This is a genomic window from Paenarthrobacter nitroguajacolicus (assembly GCF_031455195.1).
Taxonomy (GTDB): Bacteria; Actinomycetota; Actinomycetes; order Actinomycetales; family Micrococcaceae; genus Arthrobacter; species Arthrobacter nitroguajacolicus_D.
Genome location: NZ_JAVDSH010000009.1, coordinates 74951 through 89915, shown reverse-complemented (window position 1 = coordinate 89915; position 14965 = coordinate 74951). Strand labels below are relative to the sequence as shown.

14 protein-coding genes are annotated in these 14965 nt (G+C 63.9%); 8 read left to right on the top strand and 6 right to left on the bottom strand.

Annotated features, from left to right (window positions below):
* Window positions 1-34 precede the first annotated feature (34 nt).
* Genes J2Y68_RS17465 through J2Y68_RS17445 form a run of 5 tightly spaced genes read right to left on the bottom strand, consistent with a single transcriptional unit; the run spans window position 35 to window position 5168 of the window.
* Window positions 35-913 carry a 1,4-dihydroxy-2-naphthoate polyprenyltransferase gene (locus J2Y68_RS17465; protein ID WP_309995193.1) on the bottom strand — a complete coding sequence of 293 codons (879 nt, stop codon included), beginning with the start codon at window positions 911-913 and terminating at the stop codon, window positions 35-37.
* Between the two features lie 60 nt (window positions 914-973).
* Complete coding sequence (locus J2Y68_RS17460) at window positions 974-2113, bottom strand: AMP-binding protein (RefSeq protein ID WP_309995191.1); 1140 nt, start codon at window positions 2111-2113, stop codon at window positions 974-976.
* A gap of 9 nt (window positions 2114-2122) precedes the next feature.
* Window positions 2123-3085, bottom strand: a complete 963-nt coding sequence (locus tag J2Y68_RS17455) for a 1,4-dihydroxy-2-naphthoyl-CoA synthase (RefSeq protein WP_309995190.1) — start codon at window positions 3083-3085, stop codon at window positions 2123-2125.
* A 45-nt stretch (window positions 3086-3130) separates the two neighbouring features.
* Window positions 3131-3859 (bottom strand): CPBP family intramembrane glutamic endopeptidase, encoded by a 729-nt coding sequence (locus J2Y68_RS17450; protein WP_309995188.1) that lies wholly within the window; start codon window positions 3857-3859, stop codon window positions 3131-3133.
* Window positions 3860-3917: 58 nt separating this feature from the next.
* The gene (locus J2Y68_RS17445) at window positions 3918-5168 is read right to left on the bottom strand and encodes an Nramp family divalent metal transporter (protein ID WP_309995185.1); all 1251 of its coding nucleotides are present in this window, start codon (window positions 5166-5168) and stop codon (window positions 3918-3920) included.
* A 229-nt stretch (window positions 5169-5397) separates the two neighbouring features.
* On the opposite strand from J2Y68_RS17445, the gene J2Y68_RS17440 reads away from it, so the two are divergent.
* Window positions 5398-7068, top strand: a complete 1671-nt coding sequence (locus tag J2Y68_RS17440; protein WP_309995184.1) for an ABC-F family ATP-binding cassette domain-containing protein — start codon at window positions 5398-5400, stop codon at window positions 7066-7068.
* A gap of 230 nt (window positions 7069-7298) precedes the next feature.
* Entirely contained in the window at window positions 7299-8762 is a 1464-nt protein-coding gene (locus tag J2Y68_RS17435; RefSeq protein ID WP_309995182.1) for an amino acid permease, read from the top strand.
* Between the two features lie 105 nt (window positions 8763-8867).
* Here the strand turns inward: J2Y68_RS17435 and J2Y68_RS17430 are convergent, their stop codons facing one another.
* Complete coding sequence (locus tag J2Y68_RS17430) at window positions 8868-9593, bottom strand: dienelactone hydrolase family protein (RefSeq protein WP_309995180.1); 726 nt, start codon at window positions 9591-9593, stop codon at window positions 8868-8870.
* A 248-nt stretch (window positions 9594-9841) separates the two neighbouring features.
* On the opposite strand from J2Y68_RS17430, the gene J2Y68_RS17425 reads away from it, so the two are divergent.
* The 6 genes from J2Y68_RS17425 (at window position 9842) to J2Y68_RS17400 (ending at window position 14946) form a co-directional block, all read left to right on the top strand.
* Window positions 9842-10498: a pentapeptide repeat-containing protein gene (locus tag J2Y68_RS17425; protein WP_309995178.1), complete on the top strand. Its 657-nt coding sequence runs from the start codon at window positions 9842-9844 to the stop codon at window positions 10496-10498.
* Between the two features lie 130 nt (window positions 10499-10628).
* Window positions 10629-11855 (top strand): thiolase family protein, encoded by a 1227-nt coding sequence (locus J2Y68_RS17420; RefSeq protein WP_309995176.1) that lies wholly within the window; start codon window positions 10629-10631, stop codon window positions 11853-11855.
* A complete protein-coding gene (locus J2Y68_RS17415) occupies window positions 11855-12658 on the top strand; it encodes an enoyl-CoA hydratase/isomerase family protein (RefSeq protein WP_309995175.1) in 804 nt (267 codons plus the stop codon). Before J2Y68_RS17420 ends, J2Y68_RS17415 begins: the two co-directional genes overlap by 1 nt.
* Complete coding sequence (locus J2Y68_RS17410; RefSeq protein ID WP_309995173.1) at window positions 12655-13518, top strand: 3-hydroxyacyl-CoA dehydrogenase family protein; 864 nt, start codon at window positions 12655-12657, stop codon at window positions 13516-13518. Before J2Y68_RS17415 ends, J2Y68_RS17410 begins: the two co-directional genes overlap by 4 nt.
* Before the next feature lie 26 nt (window positions 13519-13544).
* Window positions 13545-14147 (top strand): GNAT family N-acetyltransferase, encoded by a 603-nt coding sequence (locus J2Y68_RS17405; RefSeq protein WP_309995171.1) that lies wholly within the window; start codon window positions 13545-13547, stop codon window positions 14145-14147.
* Between the two features lie 73 nt (window positions 14148-14220).
* Window positions 14221-14946, top strand: a complete 726-nt coding sequence (locus J2Y68_RS17400; protein WP_309995169.1) for a tyrosine-protein phosphatase — start codon at window positions 14221-14223, stop codon at window positions 14944-14946.
* The last annotated feature ends 19 nt before the right edge of the window (window positions 14947-14965 follow it).

Below are 14965 nucleotides of genomic sequence, written 5' to 3'. Positions count from 1 at the left end.
AACCGCGTTTGAGGGGCGTTAGCTGTACAAAGAGTCAGATGCGGCTGAGGATCAGGCCCAGCGAGAACAGCAGGCTGTAACCAAGGTTGATCAGGCCGGTCTGCTTGAGCACCGGGATGAGGCTCTTGCGTTTCTTGCCGTTGATCATGAGCCACGCCGGCATGAGGCATGCCGGGATCAGCAACAGCACGATCAGCATCCACGGTTTGGTGGGCGCGAGGACCACCACCAGAAGGATGGCCACACCCAGCATCAGGACGTAGCTCTCGCGGGCGTGCCGGTCCCCAAGCCGTACAGCGAGGGTCCTCTTGCCCGCCATCGTGTCCGTGGGGATGTCCCTGACATTGTTGGCCATCAGGAGCGCACAGGCGATGAGGCCCGTCCCTATCGCACCGATCACGGCAGCCAAGCTGACCTGTCCGGCCTGCGTGTACGTGGTGCCGAGGGTGGCTACCAGTCCGAAGAACACGAACACGAACACGTCGCCCAAGCCCATATAGCCGTAGGGGTTCTTGCCGCCGGTGTAGCCCCAGGCTGCCAGGACACAGCCGATGCCCACGAGGATCAGCCACCAGGACTGCGTGATGATCACCAGGATTAGGCCACACACCATCGCCAAGCCGAAAAGGCCGAACGCGGCCCACTTCACCTGCTCGGGTTTGGCCGCGCCCGAACCAACCAGCCTCAACGGACCAACGCGGTCCTCATCCGTGCCGCGGATGCCATCGGAGTAGTCGTTTGCGTAGTTGACGCCAATCTGAAGCAGCAGGGCAACGAGCGCCGCGAGGATCGCGTTCGGCAGCCGGAACGACTGGAGCTCGTACGCCGCTGCCGAACCGATGAGGACGGGCGCGATGGCCGCGGGCAGTGTGCGGAGCCGGGCCCCTTGAATCCATTGTGCAGCTGTCGCCACGTGTAGTACCTCGTGTTTTTCGCGGTTGATCTTAGTCAGTGTCGGGAGGGAAGAACGTGTCTATTGTCCCTGATGCAGTTCGGAAAGCCGTTCAATCATTGCCAGCCGGTCCGGTTTTCCGTTGGGCAGCATGGGCAATTCCGTGTCGGCAAACACTGTCTTGGGCGCCAGGACACCCAGCGCCCCTGCGACGCGGGCGGTGATTCCCTTCACACCCTCGGGCGAAGGGTCGGCCGCGGCAACGTATGCCGCAACGGCTTGTCCCCATTCGCGCGACGGGACGCCCGCCACGAAAGCCGCGTTCACGCCGTCGAGCGCTTCCAGCTTGCCTTGGATGTACGTGGCTGAGGCTTTGATTCCCCCGGTGATGATGACGTCGTCGGCGCGCCCCAGCACGGTAAGTTTGCCGTCGTCGCCCAGTTCGCCAAGATCGCCGGTGACGTACCAACGGACGCCGTCCTCTTCGAAGAACGCCGCCTTGGAGGCGCGTGCAGCGTCCAGGTAACCCGCGGCCACGGTGTCTCCACCGAGGAGGATGCGACCTTCCAACTCGCCCTCGCCAATGCGGACCTCGACGCCGTCCAGCGGTTCGCCGTCGTAGACGCACCCGCCGCAGGTCTCAGCCGAGCCGTACGTGGTGACCACCTTGAGGCCTTCAGCGTGGGCGGTTGCGAGGAGGTCGGGGGAGGCGGGCGCCCCGCCCAGCAGGATCGCGTTGAAGCGGCGCAACACGGCGAGCGTTTCCGGTGCCGGCGAGTCCAAAAGCCGTTGCAGTTGTGTAGGTACCAGGGACGTGAAGCGGATTTTGTCAGTGAGTTCCTCGGCTGCGGCGGTGAAGGCCTCGGGCGTGAAACCGTTCGACTGGTCCATCACCCACGGGCGTGTCCCGGCGTACAGCGAGCGAACCAGGACCTGGACACCGGCCACGTACTGCAGAGGCAGGGCCAGAAGCCACTGCCCTTCGCCGCGGAGCGCCATTGCCGTGGATACGGAGGACGCGGCGAGGGCGTCAACGGTCAGGACCGTGGCTTTGGGCGCTCCGGTGGACCCGGAAGTCCGGACCACCACGGCTGCGTCGTCGATGCCGGTCTCAACCGGGACTGCTGCAAGTCCGCCGTTTTCCCCCGTGACGATTTCGACGGCGGGACCCTCGCCATGGAGGGCAGCGGCGAGTGCTCTGAGTACGGGGTCGATGTCCACGGGTGGGTCCTAGAAGTAGTAGGGGAAGTTGGACCAGTCGGGGTCGCGTTTCTGGAGGAACGCTTCCTTGCCCTCCACGGCTTCGTCCGTCATGTAGGCCAGCCGAGTGGCTTCACCGGCGAAGACCTGCTGCCCGGCCAGGCCGTCGTCGGCCAGGTTGAAGGCGAACTTGAGCATACGGATGGCCTGCGGCGACTGGCGTGCGATGTCGGCCGCGTATTCCAAGGCGACTTCCTCGAGGCGGTGGTGGTCAACGGCTTCGTTGACGGCACCCATCCGGACCATATCGTCTGCGGAATATTCGCGGGCCAGGAAGAAGATCTCGCGCGCGGCTTTCTGCCCGATCTGGCGGGCCAGCAGGGCCGAACCGTATCCGGCGTCGAAACTTCCTACTGTGGCGTCGGTCTGCTTGAACTTGCCGTGCTCGCGGGAGGCGATGGTGAGGTCGCTGACCACGTGCAGGGAGTGGCCGCCTCCGGCTGCCCAACCGTTAACGACGGCGATGACCACCTTGGGCATGGTCCGCATGAGCCGCTGGACTTCCAGGATGTGGAGCCGGCCGGCACGGGCGGGGTCTATAAATTCAGCAGAGTCTCCTGTGGCGTTTTCTACTGCATACCGGTAGCCGTCACGTCCACGGATCCGTTGGTCGCCACCGGAGCAGAACGAGTGCCCGCCGTCCTTTTCGGAGGGACCGTTGCCCGTGAGGAGGACCGTGGCGACGTCGGGGGTCATGCGGGCGTGGTCCATGGCCCGGTAGAGCTCATCCACCGTGCCGGGACGGAACGCATTGCGGACCTCGGGACGGTTGAAGGCGATACGGACCGTGGGGAGGTCCTTGACCGTGCCATCCGCGGACCGCTCAACTTGCCGGTGGTACGTCATGTCCTTGAAGTCGTCGAAGCCGGAAACCGTGCGCCAGCGCGAGGGGTCAAAGATGTCGGAAACCTTGGCAGGGAGTTGGTTGTTCACAGTCCGAGTCTAGTAATGGGGTTCGCCGATGCCGAACCCGTGGTCCTAGTTGGGGAGGAGCTCGGGTGGGACGGCGTAGATAAGCACCACGGCCATGAGGTTCTTGGCTGCGTGGACAAAGTAGGAAAACATCAGGTTCTTTCCGGTCCACACATAGACCGCCACCAGCACCACGGCCATGCCCAGGTAGGGCGCGAGGGCGGAAAGCACCAGTCCTTCCCGGCCAATCACGTGGATGGACGCGAACACCAACACGGAGATGACGCAACAGACCCAGATGTTCACATAGCCGGACAACTTGCCAATCAGCAGGTGCCTGAACAGGTATTCCTCAACAAAGGGGCCCAGCAACACCAGGAGCGGAACCATGAGCCATGCCGGCACATGCTGCAGCAGGCCCTGGATGCCCAGCTGGTTTTCCGAGGTTTCGGCGGTTCCCAACGCCGCGACCAGGATCGCCGTCAGGATGAGCATCACCACAATCGCCAGGGGGACCATTCCCAACGTGAACCACGGCCGGGTGCCCAGAATCCTGAGGTCGCGGCCGGCTACACGCCAAGCGGACGCTATCGCGAATATTCCGACGCCGGCATAAAAGATGGCGTTGACGGCGTAGGATGCGGTGGCCGGGTCGCGGAACAGCTGAAGCATCAGCCGTTCGACGGTGCCGCCAGCGACTGTGAAGTAGATAGTGAATCCCAAGTATGCGGCCACGGCCAAGGCATCGAGTGCGGTAAAGCGGTACAAACGTGCCTTGCTGGTGATGGTGCCCATATGACCAGACTAGCTTTGCCGTTTGGCGATTTTCATCCCTCGCTTGGCTGGAAGAACGTCACGACTGGCCGCCGAGGGTCAAAGCGATAAGTACGCAGTTCAGCCCCACAATCAGCGTTGCACTGGTCCAGCCGGCAATTTTCAGGGGGAGGGAGTCCGTATGGATTCCCATCACCTCACGCTTGCCGGTCAAACGGATCAACGGGATCAACGCGAAGGGGATGCCAAAACTGAGCAGCACCTGACTGAGGACCAGGGCGAGTGTCGGCTCAATTCCAGCGCCCAGGATGACCAGTGCGGGAATCAGGGTAATGACACGGCGGGCCAGCAGCGGGATCTTGACCTTCAGCAGCCCACCCATGATTGTTGCGCCGGCGTAACAGCCCACGGACGTTGATGCCAGCCCCGAGGCGAGCAGCCCGATCGCGAACACCACCCCGATGGCGGGGCCCAGGGCTGCGGTGACGGCCGCGTGCGCCCCGGCGATGGTGTCCGTTCCTTCAATCCCGCGCAGGCTGGAGGCTGCCAGCAGCAACATGGAGATGTTGACGATGCCGGCGAGCAGCAAAGCGCCGACGACGTCCACCCGCGTGGTCCGGATCAGTCGGGTGCGGACCAGGGGGTCCTCGGAGAAGCCGTGCCGGTCCCGGGCCAGGGCGGAGTGAAGGTAGATCGCGTGGGGCATCACGGTGGCCCCCAACATACTTGCCGCCAGGAGTACCGTGTCCGGGCCTTCGAAACGCGGAAGCAAGCCACCCAGCGCGCTTCCGGCATCAGGCGGATTCACGAACAACCCCGAGACAAACCCCACCGCAATGATTCCCAGGAGAATCAGGATGGCGTACTCAAAGGAGCGTTGCCCCCGCTGTGACTGCAGGGCCAGCAGCAGCATGGATGCGACGCCGACGATCACGCCGCCCGCGAGCAGCGGCAGCCCGAACAGCAGGTTGAGGGCCACAGCACCGCCGATTACCTCGGCCATGTCGGTAGCTCCGGCAACAATCTCGGCCTGCGCCCAGTACAGGCGCCGGCGTTTTGTGCCCAGCCTCTGCCCTAGGATTTCGGGCAGGCTCAGTCCTGTAGCCAGACCGAGCTTGGCTGACTGGTATTGCACCAGCACGGCCATGGCGTTGGCGGCCACCAGGACCCACACCAGCAAGTATCCGTAATTGGCACCGGCCGTAAGATTTGCAGCCACATTTCCCGGGTCCACGTAGGCGATCGCAGCCACGAAAGCCGGACCCAGCAGCAGCAGGCGGGACCAGACCTTGCCGGGCGTGACGCGTGTTTGCAGGGTTGGTGCAGCCATGGTGGTCCTCATCGTTGGGGGTGCTCTGATACGAGGATAACGGAAAGTTAGGCGTACCGAAAAGTATTATTTAGGCCACCCATTGTGGTCTCTCCGGAGAACAGCCGCTTGACTCGAAGCAGAACGCCCGGCAGGCTGGAGCGATGAAGTCTTGAGGGCAGCCCCGTCGGCTGCATCCCAGTGCCCATATGGCTATCTGCCAACCGCTGCGGACTTGCGAGGATTCCTCTTGACTGACCACCTTTACCTTGCCGGCGTTTCCCATGGCTATGGGGACCGCGAACTTCTCACCAATGCCGAGCTCGTGATTCATCACGGCGAGCACGTGGCAATCGTGGGCGAGAACGGCGCAGGAAAGTCCACGCTGCTCCGCCTGCTCTCAGGCGTGGAGACGCCCGACGACGGCGCTGCCGGTTTGGCCGGTGACTCCGGCTACCGCGTTGGTTACCTTGCGCAAACCCACGGGTTCCCCGAGTCCCTGACTGTAGGGGAGGTCATCGATGCCTCCCTTGGTGCACTCCGCGACCTCGAGGATCGCATCGCCGGACTTGAGCGCGACCTCGCCGACGCCGATCCCGATGCCTTGGAACTCTACGGAAGCCTGCAGACGGAGTACCAGCTCCGCGAAGGGTACGCGGCCGAGTCGCGGGTGGAAGCAGCGCTGGACAAGCTGGGGCTGGGAGGCTTGGACCGCCGTCGAACGCTTGGATCGTTGTCAGGAGGCGAGCAGGAGCGGGTTGCCCTGGCCTGCCTCCTTGCCGATCCGGCCGAGGCCCTGCTGCTGGATGAGCCCACCAACCACCTGGATGCGGAGGGAACCGCCTGGCTTGAATCGCGGCTGGCCGCACATCGCGGAACCGTGGTGGTGGTGTCTCACGACCGTGTCCTGCTGCGCAAAGTGGCCACCACCATTGTGGAAGTGGACGCCGAGCGCCGCTCTGTGAACCGCTACGGCAGTGGGTACGACGGCTACCTCCGCGAAAAGGCGGCCGAACGCGCCCGTTGGGTTCAGCAGTATGAGGGCTGGCTCGACGCTATGGCGGCGGAACGCCTTCAGGCTGCCACTGTGGCCGACGGCATGGGTTACGGCCGGAAGCGCGACAACGACAAGATGGCTTTCGGCTTCAAGACTGGAACCTGGCAGAGTGCTGCTGCCAGCAAGGTCCGCAACGCGCAGGAACGACTCCGCCGGCTGGAAGAGAATCCGGTGGACCGCCCGCCCGTGCCCCTGACCCTGGCGGCGCCCCTGAAGACTGCACCACCTTCAGGCGCGGTGGCTGTTGAGGCTTCCGAACCGGCTGTGAAGGCCGGCAGCGTCAGCGTTCCGGGACGTCTCCAGCCCACGGATTTCTCGGTGGACGCAGGCCAGAAAGTGCTGATCACGGGTCCAAACGGCGCAGGCAAGTCGACGCTGCTCTCGGTCTTGGCGGGGAACCTGGAGCCTGCCACGGGTGCTGTGGCTGTCAACGGCTCTGTGGGGTACCTCCAGCAAGAGCTCCACGTGCCCCCAAGGCCGGGTTTGCGTTTGTTGCCCGCATTCGCCGCTGGGTTGGGCGGAAACATCGACGAACACGCCGAGGGACTCTTGCGGCTGGGCCTGTTCCGTCCCGCGGAGTTCCACGTCCCTGTCGGCAGTTTGTCCGCGGGGCAACAACGCAGGCTCGCCCTTGCCCGCCTGCTCCTGGGCGGTTACGAAACGATGATCGTAGACGAGCCCACCAACCACTTGGCGCCTGTCCTCGTAGAGCAACTCGAGGCCGCGTTGGCTTCGTTCGCGGGAACCGTGGTGATCGTCAGCCATGATCGCGCGCTGGGGGAGTGGTTCGACCGCTGCGCGCGTTCCGCGGCAGGCGCCGGAAGCTGGGTGCGGCGACGGATGGCGGACGGCTTCCTCCTGTAGCGAAGACCCCGCGTTGGCCTTCCGCGACCGGGTGTTGTTGCCTGCGTCACGGGCATTCCGGTTAATCCCGTAAGATGGACGGGTTGCGCGAAGCTTCGGCGTTCTGCGTTCTTTGTCACACTTCGTGATCCCCAAAGCGGGAAAGCTCGAATTATGTGTGCCAAAGCCGCCCGTGTTCCGGCACTGGGCGAAAACCCCTACAGCAACACCCCGACCCACAAGGAACAGCTGTGCCGCAAAGTACTCCCACAGATCTCCAGAGCCCCAAGGCCTCATCCGCAGCCGCGGGCTCGACCCTCAGCGCTGAGGGTTACCAGAAGACCCTGAGCCGCCGCCACGTCACCATGATCGCCATGGGTGGCGCCATCGGCGTCGGCCTCTTCATGGGTGCCGGTGGCCGCCTGGCCTCCACCGGCCCGGCCCTGATCTTCTCCTACGCCATTGCAGGCGTCATCGCTTACCTGCTGATGCGCGCCCTTGGCGAACTCATCATGTACCGCCAGACGTCCGGCTCGTTCGTGAGCTACGCCGGCGAAATGTTCGGCAAGAAGGGGGCCTACCTTTCGGGGTGGATGTACTTCATCAACTGGGCCATGACAGGCATCGCTGAGCTCATCGCGATCGGTCTCTACTTCCAGTTCTTCTTCCCCAACGTGCCCATCGAAATGTCCGCCATTGCAGCGCTGGTGCTGCTGGTTGCCGTCAACCTGTTCAGCGTCAAGGCATTCGGTGAGTTCGAATTCTGGGCATCCTGCCTCAAGGTCGCGGCCATCGTGATCTTCCTGGCTGTCGGCACATTCATGGTTGTTACCAACGCCAAGGTGGGCGAGGGGCACGCATCCGTAGCCAACCTGTTCCACGAAGACGGCGGCATGTTCCCCAAGGGCGGCCTGGTGATGATCCTGGTCCTCAACGCCGTGATCTTCGCTTACAACGCCATCGAACTGGTCGGCATTACCGCTGGCGAGATGGAAAACCCGGAACGCGAAGTCCCCAAGGCGATCCGCGCCGTCGTGATCCGTATTGTGGTCTTCTATGTCGGTTCGGTGACCCTCCTCGCGATGCTCCTCCCGTCCGACCAGTACGTGGCCGGCACCTCGCCGTTCGTTACCGTGTTCGGGCAGATGGGCCTGGGCTGGATGGGCGATGTGATGAACATGATCGTCATCACCGCTGCCCTGTCTTCCTGCAATTCGGGCCTGTACTCGATCGGCCGAATTTTCCGCACCATGGCAAACAACGGTCACGCGCCGCAGTGGCTCACCAAGATGTCCAGCCGCCACGTGCCGTACGCGGCCATCCTGGCCATTGGCGCCGTCTACCTCGTAGGTATCCTGCTCAACATCTGGCTGGGTGGCTCGCACGCGTTCGACCTCGCCCTGAACACCGCCTCCATCGGCGTGATCTTCACCTGGGGCTCCATCTTTGCCAGCCAGATCGCCCTGCGGAAGAAGCGCGGAAAGGTCTCCAGCCTGCCGATGCCCGGTTCGCCGTGGACCAGCTGGTTGGGCCTGATCGCCCTGCTGGCCATTACCGTGCTGATCGGTTTTGACTCCATGACCAACAAGGAGACCGGCGAGGTCTTCCTGCTGGGCCTGTGGACCCTGGCAACCATTCCTTTCTTCGCCCTGATCCTTTGGCTGGGCTGGCAGAAGGTCAAGAACAACGAGCCCAAGAGTGAGCTTTTCAGCTAACTCCCTCGTTTCAAACGCTTTCTAACGCACGACGGCGGGTGCCGCCTTGGGTGACCAGTTCACCCCGGGTGGCGCCCGCCGTCGTTTGTGGTTGGGGATGTAGGTTCAGTCGGCCAGATGCTTCGCGAAGTGATCCTCGATACGGCGCCACGCTTCCGGCGCCGCAGCGGGATCGGGTTTGATTCCTAAAACCCGCATCAGGGGACGAAGCACTTTCGGTCCCGCGGGAGCGTCGTTCATGAAGGCGTGTCCCGCCGTCGGAAATTCCTTGACGTCGTGCTCAATGCCCAGGCTGGTGAGGGCCGACTCCAACTTGGCGGCGGCTCCCGGCAGGGTCCGGTCCTTGCCGCCGTAATTCGCGACCATCGGGCAAGCGCCTTCGAGTGCGCCAGGCAGGTCCCGCGGCAATTGGCCATAGTTCACGGATGCGGCGTCGAATCCGTCGTTGGCGGCCATCAGCGCGAAAGCACCGCCCATGCAGAAGCCAATGACGCCCACCTTTCCCGTGCACTTCGCATCCTCCCGCAGCCATGCCCTGGCGGTAGCTACATCGATGAAAGCGCGGCCTTCCCCGGAACCCAAAGAGCGCATGGTCGCGACGAGGCAGCGCCGGGGACCGCCGTCGCTGTAGAGATCCACCGCGAGGGTCAAGTACCCCGCTGCTGCCAGCCGGTCTGCCTGGCGACGCATCACATCGTCCAGTCCGAAGGCCTCGTGGATCATCACCACTCCCGGAAACGGCCCCACTCCGTCGGGCTCGGCCAAGTATCCCTTCAGCGCGGAAGAACCCCCCGATGCCTGGCTCTTCGCGCTCAAATCGATGGTGACCATGGGTGGCCTTTCGCTGTGCTTCCAGCGGCATGGAGTGCGCCGGCTGAGGCCAGTTTTCGCCATCGGCACAGTTCAGGCAAGGCCGGGCCGTCCCGGACGGCGATCTTTGTCGGCACCCGGGGATAGGCTCGAAGCATGGAACTACGCACCACACTGACGCAGCACATCACCGCCGGACCATCCAGGGTTTGGCCTGGTACGGCGCACTCTCCGGAAGTGTCCTCGACCCCCACGCGGGAATCCCTCTGATGCCGGCGGCAAAGGTCGCGGCCCCGAAGATTTCCCCGGTGCGGTTGGACGAACTTCGTGACGACGACGCCCCGGACTGGCAGCGGGGTGAAAGGTACGACGGCGTCCGGCTCACCCGCGTCTCTGCGGAAGGAGAAGAACTGAGCGGCGCCGATTTCATCGAGTGCGAGTTCAACAGTGTGTCCTTCAACGAGGCCCAATTGCGTGGTGCCACGTTCAGGGAGTGCATCCTGGCCGAACCCTACGCACCTGTTTTCATGGCTGCGCGCTCATCGTGGCAGGACGTGGCGATCAGCAACCCCCGCTGGGGTTCAGCCGAACTCTATGAGGGCAACTGGCGCTCGGTCAGAATCGACGGCGGCAAGCTGGATTACGTGAACCTGCGCGGTTCCAAGCTCATGGACGTGCAGATCTCGGATTGCATCATCAACGAGCTGGACCTGGGTGGTTGTGCCGGGACCCGGGTGGCGTTGAACAACTGCACCATTGGCACCTTGGATGTCACCGGCGCCAAGCTGAAGGACGTGGATTTGCGGACTTCCGAGTTCCGCGGTGTCAACGGCCTGGCCGGTCTGGCTGGAGTGGTCATTGACGATTATCAGCTGAGCCTCATGGCGCCGCTTTTGGCGGGCCACTTGGGGATCCGGGTGATCTGACCGGCTGCGGGATGGTCGGCAGGGGAGCTTCATCTGTTGACCGTCCCGCCAGGCCGTGTAATCTTTATAGAACGAACGGTCGGTATATTATTCCCGGGCCGGTCCCTTTCACTTCGCGAAGGATGTTCTCATGGTCGAGGCTTTTCTTGTTGGCGGCGCCCGTACGCCTGTAGGTCGCTACGGTGGGGCTCTGTCCTCCGTCCGTCCCGACGACCTCGCAGCGTTGGTGGTCCGGGAAGCAGTGGCGCGTGCCGGCGTCGATCCTGACTCCATCGACGAGGTCATCCTCGGAAATGCCAACGGCGCCGGCGAGGAAAACCGCAACGTCGCGCGCATGGCAACCATTCTCGCCGGACTTCCCCTCCACATACCGGGCATCACGGTGAACCGTCTGTGCGCTTCGGGCCTGAGCGCCATCATCATGGCCAGCCAGATGATCAAGTCAGGTGCCGCGGACATCGTGGTGGCCGGTGGCGTCGAGTCCATGAGCCGCGCACCGTGGGTCCAGGAGAAGCCCACCACGGCTTTCGCCAAGCCCGGCCAAATCTTCGATACCTCCATCGGCTGGCGATTCGCCAACCCGCTCTTCACCAAGGGCGAGCTCTCCCGCGACGGCAAGATGACCTACTCCATGCCGGAGACGGCAGAGGAAGTGGGCCGCGTGGACAACATCTCCCGCGAGGACGCGGACGCTTTCGCGGTCCGCTCGCACGAACGCGCACTCGCTGCGATCGCCGGAGGCCGGTTCAAGGACGAAATCGTTCCGGTGACAGTCAAGACCCGCAAGGCAGAGACCGTGGTGGACACTGATGAGGGTCCCAGGTTGGGCACCAGCATGGATGTTCTGGCGGGGCTTCGGCCCGTCGTACCGGGTGGCTCCGTGGTGACGGCCGGCAACTCGTCCACCCTGAATGACGGCGCCTCAGCGATCATCGTTGCGTCCGAGGCCGCGATCAAGAAGTTCGGACTGACACCTCGCGCTCGCGTAGTTGACGGAGCATCGGCCGGCTGCGAGCCCGAAATCATGGGAATCGGCCCGGTCCCGGCCACGCAGAAGGTCCTGGCACGCACTGGCCTGACAGTGGGCCAGCTTGGTGCCGTGGAACTGAACGAAGCGTTTGCCACGCAGTCGCTGGCGAGCATGCGTCGCCTTGGACTGGACCCGGACATCGTGAACAACGATGGCGGGGCCATCAGCCTGGGACACCCGCTCGGTTCAAGCGGCTCACGTATCGCCATCACGCTTTTGGGCCGGATGGAGCGCGAGCTCGCCTCCGCGGCCGGACCAAAGCTGGGCTTGGCGACCATGTGCATCGGCGTCGGGCAGGGAACTGCGATGCTGCTGGAAGGCGTGTAATGGCACTGAACCCGGAAGACTTCTCCACCCTCCTCGTAGAGGAGCGCGAAGACCGACTCACCGTCCTGTTGAACCGTCCCGAGGTCCGCAACGCAATCGACCAGCAGATGGTGGACGAGTTCCACCTGGTCTGTGCCGAGCTCGAACGGAACCCGAAGGTATTGATCATTGCCGGCACGGACGGCGTGTTCGCCTCAGGTGCCGACATCGGCCAGCTGCGCGAACGCCGACGGGACGACGCCCTTCAGGGAATCAACTCCACGATCTTTGCCCGCATCGCCAAACTTCCCATGCCCGTCATCGCGGCCCTGGACGGATACTGCCTGGGCGGCGGGGCCGAACTCGCGTACGCCGCGGACTTCCGTATTGGTACTCCAAGCGTCCGGATCGGAAACCCCGAGACGGGGCTGGGGATCCTGGCCGCGGCTGGTGCCACATGGCGGCTCAGGGAACTCGTGGGTGAACCCAAGGCCAAGGAGATTCTCCTGGCCGGTGCGGTCCTCCGGGCGGAGGAAGCCCTACGGATCAACCTCATCACCGCCATCGTCGAAGCACCTGAGCTCATGGACGCGGCCCACGCCCTGGCAGACAGGATCGGCCGGCAGGATCCTCTGGCCGTGCGCATTACCAAGTCCGTGTTCCATGCCCCGGCGGAAGCCCACCCGTTGATCGACACTCTCGCCCAAGGCATCCTCTTCGAGTCCCAGGCCAAGTTCGACAGGATGCAGGCGTTCCTCGACAAGAAATCGGCTAAAGCTTCGCAAGACACAGACGCTCCCACGCACGACAGGACCCAGAAATGACAGACGTTACCGCCCTACCGCACGTTGTTGGAGTCCTGGGCGGCGGCCGGATGGGAGCCGGCATCGCACACGCCTTCCTGACCAAGGGCGCCACCGTGATCGTTGTTGAGCGTGACCACGAGGCCGCCGCCGGTGCCCAAGGCAGGGTCGCCGAGGCCGTGGCCAAATCCGCCGCCCGAGGCACCCTGGACGAGGCGCCCGAAACCGCACTGGCACGCTTCAGCACGTCCACGGACTACGCCTCCTTCATCCACTGCGGCCTGGTGGTGGAGGCCGTCCCCGAGGATTACGAACTCAAGGTCAGCGCGCTTAAGGCCGTGGAGGAGCACCTGTCCGCAGACGCATTCCTCGCCTCCAACACCTCCTCGCTGTCCGTCACCGGCCTGGCAAACGAACTCCGCCGGCCAGCCCACTTTGTGGGACTGCATTTCTTCAACCCGGTGCCCGCGTCAACCCTGATTGAAGTGGTGCTGGCCAAGGAAACGTCTCCCGAACTCGCTGAAGCGGCGAAAAGCTGGACCGAGGCACTCGGCAAGACCGCCGTCGTCGTGAATGACGCACCGGGCTTCGCGTCCTCCAGGCTGGGGGTGGCCATCGCGCTGGAAGCGATGCGCATGGTGGAAGAGGGCGTCGCGTCCGCCGAAGACATCGATGCCGCCATGGTGCTTGGCTACAAGCACCCCACGGGACCGCTGAAGACCACTGACATTGTGGGTTTGGATGTCCGTCTGGGCATTGCCGAGTACCTGCACTCAACGCTGGGTGACCGCTTCGCGCCTCCTCAGATCCTCCGTGACAAGGTGGCGCGCGGCGAGCTTGGCCGCAAGTCGGGCAAGGGCTTCTTCGACTGGAACGCCTAAAGCGCGTGGGCGGTTAGGCTAGCCGGGTGACTTCAATCGAACCCATCACCCTGTCTGGAAAATTCGTGACGCTGGAACCGTTGAGCCAGGAGCACCATGACCAGCTGGTTGATGCCGCGCGCGACGGTGAACTGTGGAAGCTCTGGTACACCTCTGTTCCGGCTCCGGAAGGCATGGCCGCCGAGATCGATCGGCGCCTGGGCCTGCAGTCCAAGGGTTCCATGGTGCCGTTCGCGACGCGCTCAAACGCCACGGGCAAACTCATCGGCATGACGACGTACATGAATATCGACGCCGTGACACCCCGTGTCGAGATCGGATCCACGTGGAACGCGGTGTCGGCGCACGGTACGGGAACCAACCCTGACTCCAAACTCCTGCTCCTGCGGCACGCGTTCGAGACGCTCGGCTGCCCGGCAGTGGAGTTCCGCACGCACTGGCTGAACCAGCAATCCCGTGAGGCCATTGCCCGGCTCGGAGCCAAGCAGGACGGCGTGCTCCGTAACCACTCGCGCAGCGCCGATGGAGCCCTGCGCGACACAGTGGTGTTCTCCATCCTCGAGCACGAGTGGCCGGCGGTCCGGAACGGCTTGGAGTTCCGCCTGTCCAAGTACCGCGCCGAGGGGTGAGCTTTCGGCAGTAAATGGGCGCCTTTAGTCCCGAGAGCTAACCCTTCGGCGCCAATGTGCTTAGCTGGCTCTTATGGATTCAGCGCACCAAAGCGTCCACTGGGACGGCGCCGTCAACGCGTGGCGTATCGCCGGTGACGTATACAGGATGGGCCGCCACGAATGGGTCACCGAGGCCGGTTGGCAGCAGATGTACGACGACGGCGTCCGCACCGTGATCGATCTTCGCGCCGCACGTGAGCGGACGTCGCGCGACACCGACCCGGAGGTGCCGCCCGAGGTGAAGGCGCGTATCGACGTCGTACATTGCCCCACGGAGGATCCAGACCATAGCCGCTTCAGCGAGCTGTTCGGCCACTACCTGAAGGACCCTGCCCAGTACGCCGACTACCTCCAGCTTTTCGCGGAGAAAGTCGCAGCCGTGTTCAAAGCGATCGCGGCTTCGCCAGGCAAGGTCGTGGTGCATTGCTCGGCGGGACGCGACCGCAGCGGCGTGATCGCCCTGATTCTGCAGCGCCTGGCCGGATTCAGTGACGAGGAAATCGTGAGCGGCTATGAGCTCGCTGCCCGGGGAATCAACGAGCGGCATCGCACGCACGGGGCTCCGCACGCCCACGACCCGTACCTGCCTGAGGCCGAACTTGAAGCGACGTTAACACACCGGCGGGCCAGCCTACGGGCTTTCCTTGAGTGGCTCGACGCTCCCGGCTTCCTGGCCGCCAACGGCGTGTCCCCGTCCGAGCTGGCTGCCGTGCGCGCAAAGCTGGCAGCAACCGACGCTGCTACCATGCAGAGTTGACTGATATCTGAAATGGATG

Bases quoted from the DNA above. Each gene is read 5' to 3' on its own strand.
- J2Y68_RS17415 (WP_309995175.1), top strand. From the start codon at position 11,855: ATGGCACTGAACCCGGAAGACTTCTCCACCCTCCTCGTAGAGGAGCGC.
- J2Y68_RS17425 (WP_309995178.1), top strand. From the start codon at position 9,842: ATGCCGGCGGCAAAGGTCGCGGCCCCGAAGATTTCCCCGGTGCGGTTG.
- J2Y68_RS17400 (WP_309995169.1), top strand. From the start codon at position 14,221: ATGGATTCAGCGCACCAAAGCGTCCACTGGGACGGCGCCGTCAACGCG.
- J2Y68_RS17450 (WP_309995188.1), bottom strand. From the start codon at position 3,859: ATGGGCACCATCACCAGCAAGGCACGTTTGTACCGCTTTACCGCACTC.
- J2Y68_RS17445 (WP_309995185.1), bottom strand. From the start codon at position 5,168: ATGGCTGCACCAACCCTGCAAACACGCGTCACGCCCGGCAAGGTCTGG.
- J2Y68_RS17420 (WP_309995176.1), top strand. From the start codon at position 10,629: ATGGTCGAGGCTTTTCTTGTTGGCGGCGCCCGTACGCCTGTAGGTCGC.
- J2Y68_RS17430 (WP_309995180.1), bottom strand. From the start codon at position 9,593: ATGGTCACCATCGATTTGAGCGCGAAGAGCCAGGCATCGGGGGGTTCT.
- J2Y68_RS17410 (WP_309995173.1), top strand. From the start codon at position 12,655: ATGACAGACGTTACCGCCCTACCGCACGTTGTTGGAGTCCTGGGCGGC.